Source organism: Streptomyces sp. BBFR25 (genome assembly GCF_044590125.1).
GTDB lineage: Bacteria > Actinomycetota > Actinomycetes > Streptomycetales > Streptomycetaceae > Streptomyces > Streptomyces canus_D.
In genome coordinates this window covers 4020231-4041090 of sequence record NZ_CP172447.1, presented here as the reverse complement: position 1 = coordinate 4041090, position 20860 = coordinate 4020231, and the positions used below count along the sequence as shown (strand labels likewise).

General features: G+C 67.8%; 12 protein-coding genes and 3 rRNA genes. 7 read left to right on the top strand and 8 right to left on the bottom strand.

Annotated features, from left to right (window positions below; translation table 11 throughout):
- The first annotated feature begins 354 nt into the window (after nucleotides 1–354).
- Nucleotides 355–1734 (top strand): NAD(P)/FAD-dependent oxidoreductase, encoded by a 1380-nt coding sequence (locus tag ACGH52_RS18315; RefSeq protein ID WP_399940700.1) that lies wholly within the window; start codon nucleotides 355–357, stop codon nucleotides 1732–1734.
- Between the two features lie 182 nt (nucleotides 1735–1916).
- The gene (locus ACGH52_RS18310) at nucleotides 1917–3593 is read left to right on the top strand and encodes a SpoIIE family protein phosphatase (RefSeq protein ID WP_399940697.1); all 1677 of its coding nucleotides are present in this window, start codon (nucleotides 1917–1919) and stop codon (nucleotides 3591–3593) included.
- 51 nt (nucleotides 3594–3644) lie between these two features.
- On the opposite strand, the gene ACGH52_RS18305 is transcribed toward ACGH52_RS18310, so the two are convergent.
- A complete protein-coding gene (locus tag ACGH52_RS18305) occupies nucleotides 3645–4922 on the bottom strand; it encodes an MDR family MFS transporter (RefSeq protein ID WP_399946788.1) in 1278 nt (425 codons plus the stop codon).
- Between the two features lie 146 nt (nucleotides 4923–5068).
- Between ACGH52_RS18305 and ACGH52_RS18300 the strand changes: the two genes are divergently transcribed.
- The 4 genes from ACGH52_RS18300 to rrf all read left to right on the top strand — a co-directional run bounded on the left by ACGH52_RS18300 (nucleotide 5069) and on the right by rrf (nucleotide 11361).
- A complete protein-coding gene (locus tag ACGH52_RS18300; protein ID WP_210978245.1) occupies nucleotides 5069–5617 on the top strand; it encodes a MarR family winged helix-turn-helix transcriptional regulator in 549 nt (182 codons plus the stop codon).
- 605 nt (nucleotides 5618–6222) lie between these two features.
- Nucleotides 6223–7749 (top strand): 16S ribosomal RNA (locus ACGH52_RS18295).
- Nucleotides 7750–8037: 288 nt separating this feature from the next.
- A 23S ribosomal RNA gene (locus ACGH52_RS18290) occupies nucleotides 8038–11159 on the top strand.
- Nucleotides 11160–11244: 85 nt separating this feature from the next.
- Nucleotides 11245–11361, top strand: a 5S ribosomal RNA gene (rrf, locus tag ACGH52_RS18285).
- The 16S, 23S and 5S rRNA genes sit together here, the layout of an rRNA operon.
- A gap of 91 nt (nucleotides 11362–11452) precedes the next feature.
- On the opposite strand, the gene ACGH52_RS18280 is transcribed toward rrf, so the two are convergent.
- Both ACGH52_RS18280 and ACGH52_RS18275 read right to left on the bottom strand, forming a co-directional pair.
- Complete coding sequence (locus tag ACGH52_RS18280; RefSeq protein ID WP_121700573.1) at nucleotides 11453–12118, bottom strand: response regulator transcription factor; 666 nt, start codon at nucleotides 12116–12118, stop codon at nucleotides 11453–11455.
- Nucleotides 12115–13389 carry a sensor histidine kinase gene (locus tag ACGH52_RS18275; RefSeq protein WP_247701397.1) on the bottom strand — a complete coding sequence of 425 codons (1275 nt, stop codon included), beginning with the start codon at nucleotides 13387–13389 and terminating at the stop codon, nucleotides 12115–12117. The genes ACGH52_RS18280 and ACGH52_RS18275 overlap by 4 nt, the downstream gene beginning before the upstream one ends.
- A 94-nt stretch (nucleotides 13390–13483) precedes the next feature.
- Between ACGH52_RS18275 and ACGH52_RS18270 the strand changes: the two genes are divergently transcribed.
- Nucleotides 13484–14044 carry an N-acetyltransferase gene (locus tag ACGH52_RS18270; RefSeq protein WP_210978209.1) on the top strand — a complete coding sequence of 187 codons (561 nt, stop codon included), beginning with the start codon at nucleotides 13484–13486 and terminating at the stop codon, nucleotides 14042–14044.
- A 19-nt stretch (nucleotides 14045–14063) separates the two neighbouring features.
- On the opposite strand, the gene ACGH52_RS18265 is transcribed toward ACGH52_RS18270, so the two are convergent.
- The 5 genes from ACGH52_RS18265 to ACGH52_RS18245 are packed head-to-tail and all read right to left on the bottom strand — an operon-like array spanning nucleotide 14064 to nucleotide 20732.
- Nucleotides 14064–15605 (bottom strand): type IV secretory system conjugative DNA transfer family protein, encoded by a 1542-nt coding sequence (locus ACGH52_RS18265; RefSeq protein WP_210978210.1) that lies wholly within the window; start codon nucleotides 15603–15605, stop codon nucleotides 14064–14066.
- A 27-nt stretch (nucleotides 15606–15632) separates the two neighbouring features.
- Nucleotides 15633–17048 carry an ATP-binding protein gene (locus tag ACGH52_RS18260; RefSeq protein WP_076975396.1) on the bottom strand — a complete coding sequence of 472 codons (1416 nt, stop codon included), beginning with the start codon at nucleotides 17046–17048 and terminating at the stop codon, nucleotides 15633–15635.
- Nucleotides 17049–17060: 12 nt separating this feature from the next.
- Nucleotides 17061–18620 (bottom strand): SCO6880 family protein, encoded by a 1560-nt coding sequence (locus ACGH52_RS18255; protein ID WP_076975397.1) that lies wholly within the window; start codon nucleotides 18618–18620, stop codon nucleotides 17061–17063.
- Nucleotides 18617–19942 (bottom strand): hypothetical protein, encoded by a 1326-nt coding sequence (locus ACGH52_RS18250; RefSeq protein ID WP_399940689.1) that lies wholly within the window; start codon nucleotides 19940–19942, stop codon nucleotides 18617–18619. The genes ACGH52_RS18255 and ACGH52_RS18250 overlap by 4 nt, the downstream gene beginning before the upstream one ends.
- Nucleotides 19932–20732, bottom strand: a complete 801-nt coding sequence (locus ACGH52_RS18245) for a hypothetical protein (protein ID WP_399940687.1) — start codon at nucleotides 20730–20732, stop codon at nucleotides 19932–19934. The genes ACGH52_RS18250 and ACGH52_RS18245 overlap by 11 nt, the downstream gene beginning before the upstream one ends.
- Nucleotides 20733–20860 lie beyond the last annotated feature (128 nt).

The window sequence follows — 20860 nt, the reverse complement described above, 5'->3', positions numbered from 1 at the left end:
CGTCTCCCCCCGGAGACACTCCCCGCCATCGAAAGCCGGAGTGCGTGGAACGGGCCCGGTTGCGCGGCCCGCCCGTCGCGGACCCCATGAGCACATCCCCCTGCACACCGTGGGAAAGAACATAGTTGAGCGGGGGTCAATTCAGAAGGGGCACGTTCCGCACGGAGCGCCCCCCGATCGGCGCACGGATCGCCTACGCCCCGAATGTGCCGCCGTCCCACCCGGTGCTCACCCACGCTGACCTGCGTGATCACCCCGCGTCACGGCGGTTCGCCCGGCTCGGCGCTCAGGCGATCTCCGGTCACACAAATTGACGAGCCTGTGGACAAACGCAAGCGCCGGGTGCGTCATGGGATGGTGAAGGAACGTGCGCGCATTCTCGTTGTCGGCGGTGGCTACGTCGGGATGTACACGGCCCTGCGGCTGCAACGGAACCTCAAGGGCGAACTGCGGCGGGGCGAGGTCGAGATCACGGTCGTCACCCCCGACCCCTACATGACGTATCAGCCGTTCCTCCCCGAGGCGGCGGCCGGCTCCATCTCCCCGCGGCACGTCGTCGTACCCCTGCGCCGCGTCCTCGGCCAGTGCGACGTCGTCGTCGCTGAGGCCGGGTCCATCGACCACACGAACCGCACCGCCACGGTCACCACCCTCGCCACCGACGAGGAGAAGACGGGCGCCCGCCGCATCACGTACGACGAACTCGTCCTCGCCCCCGGCTCCGTCTCGCGCACCCTGCCCGTGCCCGGACTCGCCGACCACGGCGTCGGCTTCAAGACCGTCGAGGAGGCCATCGGCCTGCGCAACCACGTCCTCGAACAGCTGGACATCGCCTCCTCCACCCGCGACCCCGCCCTGCGCGACGCCGCCCTCACCTTCGTCTTCGTCGGCGGCGGCTACGCGGGCGTGGAGGCCCTCGGCGAGCTGGAGGACATGGCCCGCTACGCCGCGCGGTACTACCACAACGTCAGCCCCGAGGACATGAAGTGGATCCTCGTCGAGGCCTCGGGCCGCATCCTGCCCGAGGTCGGCGAGGAACTGGGCCGCTACACCGTCACCGAGCTGCGCCGCCGCAACGTCGACGTACGCCTGGACACCCGCCTCGAGTCCTGCGCCGACCGCGTGGCCGTCCTCAGCGACGGCTCCCGCTTCCCCACCCGCACGGTCGTCTGGACGGCCGGCGTCAAACCGCACCCGGTCCTCGCCGCCACCGACCTGCCCCTCGACGACCGCGGCCGGCTCACCTGCACCGCCCAGCTGTCGGTCGACGGCGCCCCGCACGCCTGGGCCGCCGGAGACGCCGCCGCCGTCCCCGACGTCACCGCGCCCGAACCCGGCCGGGAATGCGCCCCCAACGCCCAGCACGCCGTCCGCCAGGCGAAGGTCCTCGGCGACAACGTCACCCACGCCCTGCGCGGCGAGCCCCTCGACACCTACGCGCACTCGTACGCCGGTTCCGTCGCCTCCCTCGGCTTCCACAAGGGCGTCGCGCACGTCTACGGGCGCAAGCTCAAGGGCTACCCCGCCTGGTTCATGCACCGCGCCTACCACCTCAGCCGCGTCCCCACCGTCAACCGCAAGGCGCGCGTGCTCGCCGAATGGGTGATCGCCGGACTCTTCAAACGGGAGATCGTCTCCCTGGGTTCGCTCGAACATCCGCGGGCGGAGTTCGAACTCGCGGCCGGTGGAAAGCCTTCTCAGGAGCCCCCGCACAACCCGAAGGGGTCGTCCTGACCGGACTCAGGAACTCCCCCGGCCACTGGGGCGTCTGACGGATGTCGGCCGGGCGGGCGCCCTGCCAGACTGGACCACCACCGCGGGCGCGCCACCGCTCGCCCCAGCGCGGCCCCCGGGGCCCGGGCCGCCCCGGCCCGTCCCGGTCCCCGGCCGCCGACAACTACACGAGGCAAGGATTCGTGAACTTCACGCGCTGGAGCGCCCGACTCCCCGGAACACAGCGCCGCGCCGCCGCGCGGACCGACACGGCCCTCTCCCCGGACCGGCGGGCGGACGGCTCCGTGCCCGCCGCCCGCGCCGAGCAGCTGACCGACGAGGCCCCGCCCGCCTCCGCCGTCCTGAGCGTCGACGAACTGCCCGTACGGGACGTCCTCGACCGCGTCCCGGCCCTCGTCGCCCTCCTCCACGGCCCCGAACACCGCCTCGCCTACGTCAACGACGCCTACGTAGCCGCCTTCGGCACGCGCAACCTCGGCGCCCGCGCCCGCGAGGCCCTCCCCGAGCTGGACGAGCCGGGCCTCTTCCCGCTCCTGGACCAGGTCCAGCGCAGCGGCAGGCCCCGCACCCTCAAGTCCCGCAAGGCCCCGGACGGCCGCTCCTACACCTTCACCTGCACCCCGGTCACCGAGACCGGCGGCGAGGACGGGGGCGGCGACCGCGATGGCCGCGGTGTCCTCGTGTTCGCGACCGACGTCACCGACCACGCCGAGGCCGCCGGACGCCTCCGCGCGAGCGAACGCAGCCAGCGCGAGACCGCCGTCACCCTCCAGCGCTCCCTCCTCCCGCAGAAACTGGAGGAGCCCGACGACCTGCGCGTCGCCGCCACCTACCACCCCGGCGGCACCGAGGCCGCGGTAGGCGGCGACTGGTACGACGTGATCACCCTCGGCGGCGGCCGCACCGCCCTGGTCATCGGCGACGTCATGGGAAGAGGCGTCCGCGCGGCGGCCGTCATGGGCCAGCTCCGTACGGCGGTCAGGGCCTACGCCCGCCTCGACCTGCCCCCGCACGAGGTGCTCCAGCTCCTCGACGGCCTCGCCGCCGAGATCGACGCCAACCAGATCGCCACCTGCGTCTACGCCATCCACGACCCCAATGAGGGCCGGCTGGTCTACGCGTCCGCCGGCCACCTGCCCATCCTGGTCCGCGACGAGGACGGCACCGTGCAGCGCGCCGACGAACCCACCGGCCCGCCGCTCGGCACCGGCGGCTGGATCCACACGTCCGGCGCGATCGCCCTGCCCCCGGGCTCCACGGCCGTCCTCTACACCGACGGCCTGGTCGAACGCCGCGACGAGGACCTCGACGAGGGCATCGCCGCCCTGGAGCGCGCCCTGTCCGGCGCCGGCGGCACCCCCCAGGTGGTCTGCGACCGCCTGATCCGCTCGGCGGGCGTCACCCCGGAGCACGACGACGACGTCGCCGTCCTGGTCCTCCAGCACCCCGCCCGCGCGGGCGCCGAGGCCGAGCTGTTCCGCAACGCCGCCCTGGAACTGCTCGGCGGGGTGGAGGCGGCACCACGCGCGCGTGCCTTCGCCTCCGGCGTCCTCACCAGCTGGCGCTTCCCCACCGACCTGCACGACCTCGGCGTCCTGGCCACCAGCGAACTGGTCGCCAACTCCCTCCAGCACGGCACCCCGCCGATGCGGCTGCGCCTGCGCCGCACCGACCGCCGCCTGATCATCGAGGTCACCGACGGCGACGACCACCTGCCCAGACGCCGCCGCGCGGAGCCGGGGGACGAGTCCGGCCGCGGCATCGCCATCGTCGCGACGATCGCCTCCAACTGGGGATCCCGGCGCACCCCGGGCGGCGGCAAGGCGGTGTGGTGCGAGTTCGTCCTGCACAAGCCGTGACCCGGTGCCGGAGGAGGGGAAAACCCCGCCGACCCCCGGCTTCCGGTCCGCTCACGCCTCCGCGACGACCGCCGCGTCGGCCGGCGCCCCGCCCTGCGTGACCACCCGGCTCCTGGCCAGCGACGGCTGGTTCTGCACATCCGTCAGCTGCCGCCCCAGCCGCACCGCCAGCACCGTGATGCCCAGTGAGAACAACAGGAACGCCACGATGTACGGCGCGTGCAGCGAGGCCCCGAGCGGCCCGCCCACCGCGGGTCCGATCGCCAGCGCGAGCTGCTTCACCAGGGCGAAGGCGGAGTTGTACTGCCCGGCCAGCCCGGTCGGCGCCAGGTCGGCCACCAGCGGCGCCAGCGTCGGCGACAGCATCGCCTCACCCAGCCCGAACAGCGCGTACGTCGAGATGAACGCGGCCGTCGCCATCGTCTGGCTGCCGTGCCCCAGCCCGGCGTACCCGGCCACGGCCCACGCGACGGCCCAGATCAACCCCACGGCGGCGATCACCCGGGACCGCTTCCGCCGCTCCACGAACCTCAGCACCGCGAACTGCGCGACCACGATCATCAGCGTGTTCGCCGCCAGCGCGGTCCCCAGCGCGGACGTGGTGATCCCGGCCGCCTCGACGCCGTAGGCGCTCAGCCCCGACTCGAACTGCCCGTAGCAGGCGAAGAACAGGACGAAGCCCAGCACGCACAGCTGCACCATGGCCCGGTTGCCGAGCAGCTGCTTCCAGCTCCCGCCGCCGGTCTGCCCCGGCGCCTCCTCGACGCGCGGCGCACGCGGCACCCGCACCGTCGCCATGACGGCGACCAGCACCAGGAACATCGCCGCCTCGAGGGCGAACAGCAGCGTGAAGGACGACGCGCTCGTGGTGTCGACCAGATGCCCCCCGATGAGCCCGCCGACGCCGAGCCCCAGGTTCTGCAGGAAGAACTGCATGGCGAACGCCCGTGACCGGGTCTCAGTCGTGGAGCAGTCCACGATCATCGTCGCGAGCGCGGGCTGCATCACGGCCTGGCCCGCACCGAGTGCGGCGGCGGACAGCAGCACCGTGCCCGCGGAGGCGGACAGTCCGAGGCTCAGCGCGCCGAGCGCGGCGGTGACCAGGGCGACCAGCAGCACCGGCAGCGGGCCGCGCCGGACGATGGCCCGCCCGGCGAACGGCAGCACGATCAGCGCGGCCACGGCGAAGACGGCGAGCACGAGGCCCGCCGTGACAGAACCAAGGCCCCGTACCTGCGCCACATAGACGTACAGGTAGGGGACCGTGAAGCCGAGTCCGAACGCGCTGAGTGCGTTGCCCACGTGAATCCGGCGCATCGCCGCGCCCATTGCCCTGGTCACGTTCACCCTCTCTTGATCTCTCGGGATCGCTCGCTCCAGCCGTTAGAGCTGAAGACTTAGAAGCTAAAGTTCGAAGGTAAAGAGTACATACCGAAGGACTTCAAGGCAAAGGAGTCGCGTGCCATACTGCGGCCATGGGCGACACCTCCGGCGCCGGCGAGCCGACACTCGAAGAGCAGATCGCCGCCTACCAGCGCGAGTTCCAGGACCTCGACCCGCAGGTCGAGAAGATCGTCTCGGCACTCTCCCGCCTCAACCGCCGTATGAACGTCGCGTACGGCCGCCAGACTGCCGAGCTGGGCATCAGCAACACGGACTGGGAGGTGCTGAAGGCCCTCGTGCTCTCCGGCGCCCCCTACCGCCTCGGCCCCGGCGACCTCGCCAAGCGCCTCGGCCTCACACCGGCCGCGATGACCCACCGCATCGACCGCATGGTGACGGAGGGCCTGGTCACCCGTGAGCGCGACGAGGCCAACCGGGTCCGGGTGATCGTGGCGCTCACGGCGGAGGGGCGCGAGAAGTGGCTGGAGGCCATGCGTCTCGCCTCGGTCTTCGAGGAGGACCTGCTCCAGGACCTCTCCGCCGACGACCGCACCGCGCTCGGTGAGGTGCTCACCCGGCTCCTGCGCAGGGTGGAGCACGCACAGCCGGACGCCGGTGGCCGGCTCAGCGACCTCGATTAAAGATCTTGACAGCGATGCTTGACAGCCCCCTACGGGGTCCGTAAGGTTCTTCGGGTTGCCACGGGACCGTAACGGTTCTGCGGTAGCGCCTCCCGCCGCAGCAGCGGCAAACAAACCACAGGCACGACCTCCCAGCGGGATCGATTTCGGCATGCCCGAATTCAATTCCGACCGCGATTTGAGAATCGCGGAGAGAGTCCGCTAAAGTTTGAGACGTCGGAACGGCCCAACAGCCGGGAAGGCAACCCCCTCTGACGGGGAATCAGGGCCGAAAGGATCTGATAGAGTCGGAACCGCCGGAAAGGGAAACGCGAAAGCGGGAACCTGGAAAGCACCGAGGAAATCGGATCGGAAAGATCTGATAGAGTCGGAAACGCAAGACCGAAGGGAAGCGCCCGGAGGAAAGCCCGAGAGGGTGAGTACAAAGAAAGCGTCCGTTCCTTGAGAACTCAACAGCGTGCCAAAAGTCAACGCCAGATATGTTGATACCCCGACCTGATCGGATCTCCGTTCGGGTTGAGGTTCCTTTGAAGTAACACAACAGCGAGGACGCTGTGAACGGTCGGATTATTCCTCCGACTGTTCCGCTCCCGTGATGTCAAGCATTCACGGAGAGTTTGATCCTGGCTCAGGACGAACGCTGGCGGCGTGCTTAACACATGCAAGTCGAACGATGAACCACTTCGGTGGGGATTAGTGGCGAACGGGTGAGTAACACGTGGGCAATCTGCCCTGCACTCTGGGACAAGCCCTGGAAACGGGGTCTAATACCGGATACTGATCCGCCTGGGCATCCAGGCGGTTCGAAAGCTCCGGCGGTGCAGGATGAGCCCGCGGCCTATCAGCTTGTTGGTGAGGTAGTGGCTCACCAAGGCGACGACGGGTAGCCGGCCTGAGAGGGCGACCGGCCACACTGGGACTGAGACACGGCCCAGACTCCTACGGGAGGCAGCAGTGGGGAATATTGCACAATGGGCGAAAGCCTGATGCAGCGACGCCGCGTGAGGGATGACGGCCTTCGGGTTGTAAACCTCTTTCAGCAGGGAAGAAGCGAAAGTGACGGTACCTGCAGAAGAAGCGCCGGCTAACTACGTGCCAGCAGCCGCGGTAATACGTAGGGCGCAAGCGTTGTCCGGAATTATTGGGCGTAAAGAGCTCGTAGGCGGCTTGTCACGTCGGTTGTGAAAGCCCGGGGCTTAACCCCGGGTCTGCAGTCGATACGGGCAGGCTAGAGTTCGGTAGGGGAGATCGGAATTCCTGGTGTAGCGGTGAAATGCGCAGATATCAGGAGGAACACCGGTGGCGAAGGCGGATCTCTGGGCCGATACTGACGCTGAGGAGCGAAAGCGTGGGGAGCGAACAGGATTAGATACCCTGGTAGTCCACGCCGTAAACGGTGGGCACTAGGTGTGGGCAACATTCCACGTTGTCCGTGCCGCAGCTAACGCATTAAGTGCCCCGCCTGGGGAGTACGGCCGCAAGGCTAAAACTCAAAGGAATTGACGGGGGCCCGCACAAGCGGCGGAGCATGTGGCTTAATTCGACGCAACGCGAAGAACCTTACCAAGGCTTGACATACACCGGAAACGTCCAGAGATGGGCGCCCCCTTGTGGTCGGTGTACAGGTGGTGCATGGCTGTCGTCAGCTCGTGTCGTGAGATGTTGGGTTAAGTCCCGCAACGAGCGCAACCCTTGTCCCGTGTTGCCAGCAAGCCCTTCGGGGTGTTGGGGACTCACGGGAGACCGCCGGGGTCAACTCGGAGGAAGGTGGGGACGACGTCAAGTCATCATGCCCCTTATGTCTTGGGCTGCACACGTGCTACAATGGCCGGTACAATGAGCTGCGATACCGCAAGGTGGAGCGAATCTCAAAAAGCCGGTCTCAGTTCGGATTGGGGTCTGCAACTCGACCCCATGAAGTCGGAGTCGCTAGTAATCGCAGATCAGCATTGCTGCGGTGAATACGTTCCCGGGCCTTGTACACACCGCCCGTCACGTCACGAAAGTCGGTAACACCCGAAGCCGGTGGCCCAACCCCTTGTGGGAGGGAGCTGTCGAAGGTGGGACTGGCGATTGGGACGAAGTCGTAACAAGGTAGCCGTACCGGAAGGTGCGGCTGGATCACCTCCTTTCTAAGGAGCACATGGCCGACTGCAGGCAAATGTCCTGCACGGTTGCTCATGGGTGGAACGTTGACTACTCGGCCTGGTTCACGGGTCGGAGGCTGCAAGTACTGCTCTTCGGAGCGTGGAAAGCACGATCTCCGGACGGAGTCTGGTCGGGCACGCTGTTGGGTATCTGAGGGCACGGCCGTGAGGCTGGGTCTTCGGTTGCCGGCCCCAGTGCACTCGGGAGTTTTTCCCGGGGTGATGGGTGGTTGGTCGTTGTTTGAGAACTGCACAGTGGACGCGAGCATCTGTGGCCAAGTTTTTAAGGGCGCACGGTGGATGCCTTGGCACCAGGAACCGATGAAGGACGTGGGAGGCCACGATAGGCCCCGGGGAGTCGTCAACCAGGCTTTGATCCGGGGGTGTCCGAATGGGGAAACCCGGCAGTCGTCATGGGCTGTCACCCGCTGCTGAACACATAGGCAGTGTGGAGGGAACGCGGGGAAGTGAAACATCTCAGTACCCGCAGGAAGAGAAAACAACCGTGATTCCGGGAGTAGTGGCGAGCGAAACCGGATGAGGCCAAACCGTATACGTGTGAGACCCGGCAGGGGTTGCGTGTGCGGGGTTGTGGGATCTCTCTTTCACGGTCTGCCGGCCGTGAGACGAGTCAGAAACCGTTGATGTAGGCGAAGGACATGCGAAAGGTCCGGCGTAGAGGGTAAGACCCCCGTAGTCGAAACATCAGCGGCTCGTTGGAGAGACACCCAAGTAGCACGGGGCCCGAGAAATCCCGTGTGAATCTGGCGGGACCACCCGCTAAGCCTAAATATTCCCTGGTGACCGATAGCGGATAGTACCGTGAGGGAATGGTGAAAAGTACCGCGGGAGCGGAGTGAAATAGTACCTGAAACCGTGTGCCTACAAGCCGTGGGAGCGTCGCGCAAGGACTTGTCCTTGCGTCGTGACTGCGTGCCTTTTGAAGAATGAGCCTGCGAGTTTGCGGTGTGTTGCGAGGTTAACCCGGGTGGGGAAGCCGTAGCGAAAGCGAGTCCGAATAGGGCGTTTTAGTAGCACGCTCAAGACCCGAAGCGGAGTGATCTAGCCATGGGCAGGTTGAAGCGGCTGTAAGAGGTCGTGGAGGACCGAACCCACCAGGGTTGAAAACCTGGGGGATGACCTGTGGTTAGGGGTGAAAGGCCAATCAAACTCCGTGATAGCTGGTTCTCCCCGAAATGCATTTAGGTGCAGCGTCGTGTGTTTCTTGCCGGAGGTAGAGCACTGGATAGGCGATGGGCCCTACCGGGTTACTGACCTTAGCCAAACTCCGAATGCCGGTAAGTGAGAGCGCGGCAGTGAGACTGTGGGGGATAAGCTCCATGGTCGAGAGGGAAACAGCCCAGAGCATCGACTAAGGCCCCTAAGCGTACGCTAAGTGGGAAAGGATGTGGAGTCGCACAGACAACCAGGAGGTTGGCTTAGAAGCAGCCACCCTTGAAAGAGTGCGTAATAGCTCACTGGTCTAGTGATTCCGCGCCGACAATGTAGCGGGGCTCAAGCGTACCGCCGAAGTCGTGTCATTCATACAATAGGGCCAACGCCTGTATGGATGGGTAGGGGAGCGTCGTGTGCCGGGTGAAGCAGCCGCGGAAGCGAGTTGTGGACGGTTCACGAGTGAGAATGCAGGCATGAGTAGCGATACAAACGTGAGAAACGTTTGCGCCGATTGACTAAGGGTTCCTGGGTCAAGCTGATCTGCCCAGGGTAAGTCGGGACCTAAGGCGAGGCCGACAGGCGTAGTCGATGGATAACCGGTTGATATTCCGGTACCCGCTGTGAAGCGTCAAACATTGAACCAGGCGATGCTAAGTCCGTGAAGCCGCCCCTGATCTCTTCGGAGTGAGGGGGAGTGGTGGAGCCGATGATCCAGACCTGTAGTAGGTGAGTGATGGGGTGACGCAGGAAGGTAGTCCATCCCGGGCGGTGGTTGTCCCGGGGTAAGGGTGTAGGCCGTGCGATAGGTAAATCCGTCGCACTTGTGGCTGAGACCTGATGCCGAGCCGATTGTGGTGAAGTGGATGATCCTATGCTGTCGAGAAAAGCCTCTAGCGAGTTTCATGGCGGCCCGTACCCTAAACCGACTCAGGTGGTCAGGTAGAGAATACCGAGGCGTTCGGGTGAACTATGGTTAAGGAACTCGGCAAAATGCCCCCGTAACTTCGGGAGAAGGGGGGCCACACCCGGTGACCGGATTTACTCCGTGAGCTGGGGGTGGCCGCAGAGACCAGCGAGAAGCGACTGTTTACTAAAAACACAGGTCCGTGCGAAGCCGTAAGGCGATGTATACGGACTGACGCCTGCCCGGTGCTGGAACGTTAAGGGGACCGGTTAGCTCCATTTCGGTGGGGCGAAGCTGAGAACTTAAGCGCCAGTAAACGGCGGTGGTAACTATAACCATCCTAAGGTAGCGAAATTCCTTGTCGGGTAAGTTCCGACCTGCACGAATGGCGTAACGACTTCTCGACTGTCTCAACCATAGGCCCGGTGAAATTGCACTACGAGTAAAGATGCTCGTTTCGCGCAGCAGGACGGAAAGACCCCGGGACCTTTACTACAGTTTGATATTGGTGTTCGGTTCGGCTTGTGTAGGATAGCTGGGAGACTTTGAAGCTCGCACGCCAGTGTGGGTGGAGTCGTCGTTGAAATACCAGTCTGGTCGTGCTGGATGTCTAACCTGGGTCCGTGATCCGGATCAGGGACAGTGTCTGATGGGTAGTTTAACTGGGGCGGTTGCCTCCTAAAGAGTAACGGAGGCGCCCAAAGGTTCCCTCAGCCTGGTTGGCAATCAGGTGTTGAGTGTAAGTGCACAAGGGAGCTTGACTGTGAGACCGACGGGTCGAGCAGGGACGAAAGTCGGGACTAGTGATCCGGCGGTGGCTTGTGGAAGCGCCGTCGCTCAACGGATAAAAGGTACCCCGGGGATAACAGGCTGATCTTCCCCAAGAGTCCATATCGACGGGATGGTTTGGCACCTCGATGTCGGCTCGTCGCATCCTGGGGCTGGAGTCGGTCCCAAGGGTTGGGCTGTTCGCCCATTAAAGCGGTACGCGAGCTGGGTTTAGAACGTCGTGAGACAGTTCGGTCCCTATCCGCTGTGCGCGTAGGAGTCTTGAGAAGGGCTGTCCCTAGTACGAGAGGACCGGGACGGACGAACCTCTGGTGTGCCAGTTGTCCTGCCAAGGGCATGGCTGGTTGGCTACGTTCGGGAGGGATAACCGCTGAAAGCATCTAAGCGGGAAGCCTGCTTCGAGATGAGGACTCCCACCCCCTTGAGGGGTTAAGGCTCCCAGTAGACGACTGGGTTGATAGGCCGGATCTGGAAGCACCGTGAGGTGTGGAGGTGACCGGTACTAATAGGCCGAGGGCTTGTCCTCAGTTGCTCGCGTCCACTGTGTTGGTTCTGAAACCACGAACAATCAGACTGTGTTGGTCACCGGTTGGTTGTCTGTTTCATAGTGTTTCGGTGGTCATAGCGTAGGGGAAACGCCCGGTTACATTTCGAACCCGGAAGCTAAGCCTTACAGCGCCGATGGTACTGCAGGGGGGACTCTGTGGGAGAGTAGGACGCCGCCGAACAATTATTGCGAGGAAACCCCGCACCGGGAACGGTGCGGGGTTTTCTGCGTTCAACCCTTTTTGCATTCATCCCTCTTTTTTCGTTTGTCTCCTAGCCGACCAGTTTCGTCTCGTAGGCCAGGATGACGGCCTGGACGCGGTCCCTGGAACCCGTCTTGGCCAGGATGCGGCCGACATGGGTCTTCACCGTCGACTCGGCCAGGTGGAGGCGCTCGGCTATCTCCGTGTTGGTCCAGCCCTGGCCCATGACCCGCAGGATTTCGGTCTCCCGGTCCGTGAGGGTGGTCAGACGTGGGTCGGGGGAGCCGCTCGGGCTCGGCTGTGTGGCGGCCGGGAGATGGTGGACGTATGCGTCGAGCAGGCGGCGGGTCAGGCTCGGGGCGACCACCGCGTCGCCCGTGGCCACCGCACGGATGCCGGAGAGGAGCTCCTCCGGCTGGGCGTCCTTGACGAGGAAGCCGGAGGCGCCGGCGCGCAGGCCGGAGTAGGCGTACTCGTCCAGGTCGAAGGTGGTGAGGATGAGGACGCGGGTGCGGCCGCCGCCCGCGACGATGCGACGGGTCGCCTCGATGCCGTCCAGGCCGGGCATGCGGACGTCCATGAGGACGACGTCGGGGAGGAGTTCGGCCGTCATCCGGGCCGCTTCGGCGCCGTTGGCCGCCTCGCCCACGACCGTCATGTCGTCCTGGCTCTCCAGGAGCATGCGGAAGCCGAAGCGCTGGAGGGGCTGGTCGTCGGCGATGAGGACGGTGGTCACTGCGGGGGTTCCTCCGGTAGGTGCAGATGGACGCGCCAGCCCTGCTCGGGAGCCGGGCGTGGACCGGCCTCAAGTGTGCCCCCGTACAGGGAGGTTCGCTCGCGCATCCCGGGCAGGCCCCGGCCGCCGGTGGGCGCCGGGGAGGGGAGCGGGGTCGCCCGGCCCGTGTCGGTGACGGTGAGGGTGGCGGCTCCCGCCGGTCCGTAGGAGAGCTGGATGTGGGCGGTGGCGTCGGGGCCGGCGTGCTTGAGGGTGTTGGTGAGGGCTTCCTGGATGACGCGGTAGAGGGTGAGCTGGCGGCCCTCGGGGAGGGCGGGCTCCCCCGTGACGGTGGTGCGGACGGGGAGGCCGGCCCGGCGGACTCCGTCGAGGAGGCGGTCGAGGTCCGTGAGGGCGGGCTGCGGGGCCAGTTCGGGGGCCGTGCCGGTGCCGTTCTGGTCGTCCTCGCGCAGGACGTCCAGGAGGCGGCGGAGTTCGCCGAGGGCCTGGCGGCTGGTGGTGCCGATGGCGTCGAGGGCCTGGGCGGCCCGGTCGGGGGCCTTGGCGGCGGCGTACCGGCCGCCGTCGGCGAGGCCGGTGATGACGGACAGGTTGTGGCCGATGATGTCGTGCATCTCGCGGGCTATGCGGGCGCGTTCGGCGGCGGCGGCGAGGCGGATCTGCTGGTCGCGTTCGGTCTCCAGGCGGCGGGCGCGGTCCTCCAGGGCGGCGGTGTAGTCGCGACGGGTGCGCACGGTGATGCCGATGAGCACGGCCACGCCGATGGACACGAGCTGTGAGCCGAGTTGTTGGTTCCAGGGGCCCGCGCTGTCCCCGTAGCGGACGATGGTCACGCCGGTCGGGGCCATCGCCACGGCGGTCGCCCACCAGAGATTGCGCAGCGGCAGCCGCAGGGCGATGTGGTGGACGAGGAGGAGTTGGAGCAGGGCGGCCTGGAGCGCGGCGCCCGACCAGGTGCTCACCAGCGCCGGGGGCAGCGTGGCGAGGAGGGCGGCCGCGGGGTGGCTGCGGCGCCAGAGGACGGGGACGGAGAGGGCGAGGCTGAGCGCGAGGACGAGGCCGAAGGGGACGCCGGGGTCGTGGGCGATGTTGCGCCAGCCGCCGCTGGTGGCGTCGATCAGGGCGGCCAGGACCCAGAAGCCGGTGAGGTGGAGGTCCCACACGAGCGGATGGCGGTGGTCGAAGGCACGGAGCCGCCGGTTGACGCGCTGGACGTACTCGGTGAGGGGTTCGGCGGCTCGGTGTTCCGGCACCGGCTTCACGGGCTCCATCCGACCATGCTCGGGGATCGGGGCGCGACGGGCGTCCGCCTGAGGTCCGTATATGAGGTGAGGGGCGTAGTACCCGGGTATTACGGTGGCGCGCATGAGTGTCTCGGTCCCCGGTGACTACCTGATCCGCTCGATTCGCGCCGACGAGTGGCCGGCCGTGAAGGAGCTGCGGCTGCGGGCACTGCGGGACCCGCTCGCGGACCTCGCGTACCTGGAGACGTACGACGACGCGGCAGCGCGGCCGGACTCGTTCTGGCAGGAGCGGGCCGCCGGGGGCGCCGAGGGGGCGTCCGGGGCGCAGCAGCTCGTCGCCGTGGGGCCCGGTGGGCTGTGGCTCGGCACGCTGACCGTGATCGTGGAGGAGGCAGGGACGACGGACTGGGCCGGGTTCCCGGTGGAGCGGCGGCAGGGGCACGTCGTCGGGGTGTTCGTACGGCCCGAGTGGCGGGGGAGCGGGCTGACGAAGGCGCTGTTCGACGCCGGTCTGGAGTGGGCGTGGGCGAACGGCCTGGAGCGGGTGCGGCTCATCGTGCACCCGGAGAACGGGCGGGCGCAGAGTGCCTACCGCAAGGCCGGGTTCGCGCCGAGCGGGCGGACCGTGCCGCTGCCGGGCGGGCCCGGTGACCACGAGTTGGAGTACGTGCTCGAGCGCTGACCCGCCTCGGCGCCTGCGGTCAGACGGGGAGTTCGTCGTGGGGCCAGCGGGCGCGGCCCTGTTCGCGGGAGCGGAGCAGGGCCAGGGTCGGCATGCCGATGTCCGTGCCGGTGGCCAGCAGCTCCGGGAGCTGGGGGAGCGGGGCCACGGCCGCGACGTCGTCCAGGACGAGTGTCACTGGTGGGTCGAGGCGACCGGAGGATGACCGTTCGGCCATGCGCCGGCCGCGCTCGACCACGCTGGAGACGAGCGCCGTCAGCAGCGGCATCGCGCCCGGGCTCGTACGGGGGTCCTCAATGGATTCACCCACCACGTAAAGGGTTCCCTGTTCGTGGACGAAGGAATCCAAGGCGAGTGCATCATTTCGGTTGGGTGTGCATGCCTCCCGGATATTGACCGTGGACAGCGCGGCCAGGGCCCTGGCGGTCAGCTGCTGGGCCATGTCCCGGCGCTCGGGGTGGGCGGTGAGGGCCCCTTCGAGTTCTCCCGCGGAACCGGGGGCGGCCTTGGGGTGGGTGCGCAGGATACGGACGGCGTCCTGGACCTGGAGGCCCTGCGACCAGCGGTGGACGTGGCGGACGGTGCGGCCGTCGATGGCGGCGGCGTGCAGGTAGCTGCGCAGCAGCAGTTCGGCGGTGTCGCCGACCGCCTGGTCGAGGCGGGAGGTGGGGCGGACCGGGGTGAGCAGGGCGGCCGCTCTGGCGGTGGCCGTCGGTCGGTCCTCGCAGCCCGCGGTGGGGGACCAGTGGAAGCGGGCGGGGGTGTCGCAGAGGTGGTTGGGGTCGTAGAGGTGGGTGGGGCCGAGTTTGGCGCGGGCGTCCTTGGTCTCCGACCAGAGGGCGGGGTTGGAGGTGATGACGAGGACGGCGGCCTCCGCGTCCCGGAGGGCGGCGGTCGCGGTGGTGTGGCGGCTCTCCCGGGGGGCGTAGTGCACCGCGCCTTCGGCGCGGGTTGTTTCCCAGCCACCCACTCGTTTGCCGTCGAGCAGAGAAGCTGAGGAGTGGTCGGTCTCCTGGGCCGGAGCGTGCGGTGCCACGGGGGCCTGTTGCGGGGCCCTCGGGGTGGGCACCTCCTGCACTGGTACGTCCTGGACCCGGGTCTCCTGGACCGGCGTCTCCCGCGCCACCGGTTGCGGCGCCACCGGTTCCGGCGGCGGAACCGGCCCCGGCGCCACAAGCGGCTGCTCCTTGCGCCCTCGCTGCCGTACCGCTCGCCATCGCGCCACCGTGCCCATCACGAACACCGTGAGCACCACCAGCACCATCAGCTGGCCGATGAACAGGCCCCAGAACAGCCCGTACCCGGAGAGTGCCGTCGCAGGGGCGTCCGGCCAGGCGCCGGGGAGGTCGTGGGGGTCGGCGATCAGCCGGCGCATGGCCTGCGGGGTGCCCGCGAAGCTGACGTCGGAGGGCCAGGAGCCGTGGGCGAACAGGGCGGACAGCCCGGTCGCCGTCCACACCAGCAGGGTCATGCCGAGGAGGAAGGCCAGAATGCCGATCAGCAGGCCGTCGGGAATGCCGCCCTGGGCCGGCCGCTGATCGCGGCGGTCGTCCGGTCTCATGCGTCCGGTGCCTCTCCGTTTCGCGTCCTACGCCACCGTCGACTCCGACGAGTCGCCGATGTGCTGCTCCATGAACGCCGCCGCCCGCTCCTCCGCCTCCAGCTCCGCGGCGCGCAGGGCGTCGTCGGCCAGGTGGTCGGCGGAGGACTCGGTCATCGCGCGGTCGGTGAAGACCAGGGGGCGTTCGGTCTCGGTGATCAGGTGCTTGACCACCTGGACGTTGCCGTTGACGTCCCACACCGCGATGCCGGGGGTGAGGGACGGGATGATCTCCACCGCCCAGCGGGGCAGGCCTAGGACGCGTCCGGTGGCCCGTGCCTCGTCGGCCTTCTGGGCGTAGATGGTGCGGGTGGAGGCCATCTTGAGGATGGCCGCGGCCTCTCTGGCCGCCGCCCCGTCCACGACGTCCGACAGGTGGTGCACCACCGCCACGAACGACAGACCCAGCCGGCGCCCGAACTTCAGCAGCCGCTGGAACAGCTGCGCCACGAACGGGCTGTTGATGATGTGCCAGGCCTCCTCGACCAGGAAGATGCGCTTCTTCCGGTCGGGCCGGATCCAGGTGTGCTCCAGCCAGACGCCCACGATGGCCATGAGGATGGGCATGGCGATGGAGTTGCGGTCGATGTGGGAGAGGTCGAAGACGATGAGCGGGGCGTCGAGGTCGATGCCGACCGTCGTCGGGCCGTCGAACATGCCGCGCAGGTCACCGTCGACGAGGCGGTCCAGGACCAGCGCCACGTCCAGGCCCCAGGCCCGTACGTCGTCTATGGCGACGTTCATCGCCTCGGCGGACTCCGGCTCGGGGTGGCGGAGCCGCTCGACGATGTCGGTGAGGACCGGCTGGCGTTCGACGATGGTCTCGTTGACGTAGGCGTGGGCGACCTTGAGCGCGAAGCCGGAGCGCTCGTCCAGGCCGTGGCCCATGGCGACCTCGATGATCGTCCGGAGCAGCGCGAGCTGGCCCGTCGTCGTGATCGCCGGGTCGAGCGGGTTGAGCCGGATGCCGTGGTCCAGGGCGGCCATCGGGTCGAGGCGGATGGGAGTTATGCCCAGCTCCTCGGCGATGAGGTTCCACTCGCCGACGCCGTCCTCGCCCTGGGCGTCCAGGACGACGACCTGGCGGTCGCGGAAGCGCAGCTGGCGCAGGACGTATGTCTTCTCCAGGGCCGACTTGCCGTTGCCGGACTCCCCGAGGACCAGCCAGTGCGGCGCGGGGAGCTGCTGGCCGTAGAGCTGGAAGGGGTCGTAGATGTAGCCCTTGCCGGAGTAGACCTCGCGGCCGATGATCACGCCGGAGTCGCCGAGGCCGGGCGCGGCCGTGGGCAGGTACACGGCCTGGGCCTGGCCGGTGGACGTGCGGACGGGGAGGCGGGTCGTCTCCACCTTCCCGAACAGGAAGGACGTGAAGGCGTCGGTGAGGACGGTCAGCGGGTCCCGCATCAGGCTCAGCCCCTACCTTCGGATGCCGGTGGCGAACGGAAGAGTGTTCACGAAGGCGCGATGGTGCTCCCTGTCGCACCACTCCAGTTTCAGGTACGACTTTCCGGCCGAGGCCCTTATCGTCCGCTTGTCGCGGGCCAGCGCCTCGGGGTTGCGGGACGAGACCGTGATGTAACCGACCAGGTTGACGCCGGCCGCGCCGCTGGCCAGGTCCTCGCCGCGCTGGTCGAGGCGGCCGTGGGCGGCGATGTCGCGGGGGTCCACGGTGCGGTTCATCTTGGCGGCCCGGGACGCCTCGGCGTCGTCGTTCGTCTTCTCGGTCAGCATGCGCTCGATGGCGACCTCGGTGGGCTCGAGGTCCATGGTGACGGCGACGGTGCGGATCACGTCCGGGGTGTGGACCAGGAGCGGGGCCAGGAAGTTGACGCCCACCGGGGTCATCGGCCACTCCTTGATCCAGGCGGTGGCGTGGCACCAGGGGGCGCGGGTGGCGGACTCGCGGGTCTTGGCCTGGAGGTAGGTGGGCTCCATGGCGTCCAGCTCGGCCGGCCAGGCGTTGCGCTTGGTCATCGCCTGGATGTGGTCGATCGGGTGGTCCGGGTCGTACATGGCGTGGATCAGGGAGGCGAGGCGGCCTTGGCCGAGCGGCTGGCGGACGCGGATGTCGGCTTCCTGGAGGCGGGAGCAGATGTCGGTCAGCTCGCGCGCCATCACGACCGCGAGACCGGCGTCCCGGTCCAGCTTGCGTCCGCTGTGCGGCCGGGCGGCGCGTGCCATGGTGTGCGCCTCGGCGGCCAGCTCGCGGTTGTAGTGCATGCAGGCGATCAGGTAGGCGCGGTGCTGCTCGCTGCTGGTGGACACCATCGACTGGAGCTGGTCGTACGACTGCTGGAGCCACGGCGGTGACTTGTCGTCGCCGCGCTGGGCGACGTCCTTGGCGTGCGCGTCGGGGTCGGCCGGGAGGGTGCGGGCGAGCATCTGGATGCGGGTGACGAAGCCGTCGCCGTTGGCCACGTGCTTGAGCAGGGTGCCGAAGCGGTCGACGAGGGCTTCCTGGTCCTCGGAGTCGCGCAGGCCGACGCCGGGACCCTCGATCTCGATGGCGGCCGTCACGGTCTTGCGGTCGGCGTGCAGCAGTACGGCGATCTCGTCGGGCCCGAAGGGCGCCGCCAGCCAGGAGATGCGGCCGATGCCGGGCGGCGGGCCGACCTCGGTCTCCCGGCCGTCCATCCTGGTACCGGCCTCGATGGCGCCGGAGCGGTAGGTGGTGCCCTTGCGGAGCGTGCGCTTGTAGCTGCGGTTGATCTCGAACCACCGGTAGAACGTGCGGTGGTTGTACGGCACGTAGACCGCGGCCAGCGCGAGCATCGGGAAGCCGACGAGCAGCACGATGCGCAGGGACAGGACGGGGACGAGGAGCCCGCACATCATGCCGAGGAACGCGCCCGCGACGATCAGCGCGATCTCTCCGGTCTCGCGGTTGCGGCCGACGATCGCGTTCGGCCGGGCGCGGCCGATCAGATACGTACGGCGGGGCGTGACCGTGTGGGACACGTGGGACTCGGTCGTCAACGCCCGTCACCTCCTGTGCTCTTGCTGTTGCGGGTGTTGCTTGCGTGCGGTGTGTTCACCGGGCTGCCGGAGCGCGGTGCGGGTGCGGCGGAGGGGACATTTCCGCCGCCGCCGTTCGAGGGGCGCGAGCTGTGCGCGGCGACTCCGCCGGAGGCGGGGTTCGAGGGGCGGGCCGCGGCGGAGGACGAGGACGGTCCGCCGCCGCTGTCGCCGTTGTGGCGGCTGCTGTGGGTTCTGATGCCCTGGGCGACGAGGTTCGCCGGGGAGCTGATCACGGCGGCGGCCTTGCCCTCGGCGCCCTGCATGATGCGGTTGTTGCGGCCGTTGGCGATCTCGTCGCCGAAGCCGGGGACGAACCGGTAGATCATCGCGGAGGCGAAGATCGCGAGCAGGATGATGGCGAGGCCGGAGACCATGGCGGCCACGGAGTCGGGCCCGTTCTCCGTGGTGAGCGCACCGGCGAGGCCCAGCACGATGACGATCACGGGCTTGACCATGATCACCGCGATCATGATGCCGGCCCAGCGGCGGACGTGCCCCCACAGGTTCTTGTCGACCAGGCCCGCGTAGACGACGACGCCGAGCAGGGCGCCGACGTAGAGCAGGACGGCGCGCAGGTACAGCTCCAGGTAGAGGACGCCCGCGGCGATGATCGACACGAACGACACCAGGATCAGCATGATCGGGCCGCCGCCGATGTCGTCGCCCTGCTTCAGCGCCTGGGAGAACGTGCCGAAGAACGTGTCCGTCTGGTCGCCGGTGCCCTTGGCCAGGACGTCGGTCACGGCGTCGGTGGCCGACACGACCGTGTACAGGATCAACGGCGTGAAGGCCGAGGCCAGGACGGTGAGCCAGAGGAACCCGACGGCCTCGGAGAGCGCGGTGGTCAGCGGGACGCCGCGCACGGCACGCTTGGCGACCGCCAGCAGCCACAGGACCAGCGTGAGGATCGTCGACGCGGCGAAGACGATGCCGTACTGCTTGAGGAACGTGTCGTTCGTGAAGTCGACGTCGGCGGTGTTCTTCACGGCGTCGCTGAGCGTGTCAACGGTCCAGGCGGCGGCGTCGGCACAGCCCTTGGCGAGGGAGGAGAGGGGGTCGAGGGTGTCGGGGAGGGTGTCGGGGGTGGAGCCCCTGTCGCCACCGCCTTCGCCTCGCTCGCAGTAGTCCTTGGCGGGGCCGTGGATTAGATCGCAGGGGTCGTTGCTCGGCGTGGGCGTCGGAGTGGGGGCGGCGAAGGCACGGGTGGCGAAGAGGAAAACCGCCGTCTGGACTGCTGTGACGACACCGGCCAGTTCGAGTACGCGGCGGTTAGCGGGCATACGTGAACCCTCCGTACTCTTGGACGGCCTTGGCCATCTCGTCCGCGTTGGATGCCTTGTCGTCGCCAGGAATCGGCGCCGGGCCGTCCTTCTGCGAGTGCGTCACGATCTTCCAGTCATCATTGACCCACGCAAGCTGCATGGTGATGGTGAACCAGCTGCTCGTGACCGGGGCTGTGGAATTCTGACCCGCGAGCCCGAGGAGGCCGCTGCACCAGACCTCGACCGTGGTGCTGTCGGTAGAGCTCTCGGTGACCTTGGTGCCGATCGGGCTCGTACGAGACACGAAGGTGTAGCCCTTCGGCGTCGAGCCGTCCTTGTTCAGGCCGACGTTCTTGTTGAACTCCGGGCTGTATGCCTTGTCCAGGGTGGCCTCGAAGTCAGCCACTCTGTCGGGAACGATGATGGCCTGCAGGATGGGGTCCCGCTTGGCCTTGTCGAACATCCCGTCAGAGCCCAGCGCCACTGCGTAGTTCGCCGCCGCGCTCTGTGCCCCCTGCTCGTCATGGGCGAAGCCCGACTGGACCGGGCGCGTTCCCGTAGGTGCCGTCGCCGATGTCTTCGGCTTGTCCCCGGTGTCGCCCCCCGCGGATGCGGAATCGTCTCCTCCACGGTTCGCGAAGGCGATCGCGGCGATGAGCAGGACGACGACGCCGACCACGGTGACCAGGCTCCGCGAGGAGGAGCGGCCGCCGCGTCTGGGGCCGCCCTCCTCCTCCGGCAGCCGGAGCCGGGTCTGACCGGCGCCGCCGTAATCGCCGGACGAGTGGTGATCGTCTCCGAGACTCATGCCGCGTACGCCCCCTCGACGTCGGGTCGGCCGTGTACGTACGACGGTAGCCGTGCTGGTTCCCGCTCGGGCGCGGTGTTATGACTCGACATCAGGGAAACGCAACCTCAGCCGGTTGGCACGACGGG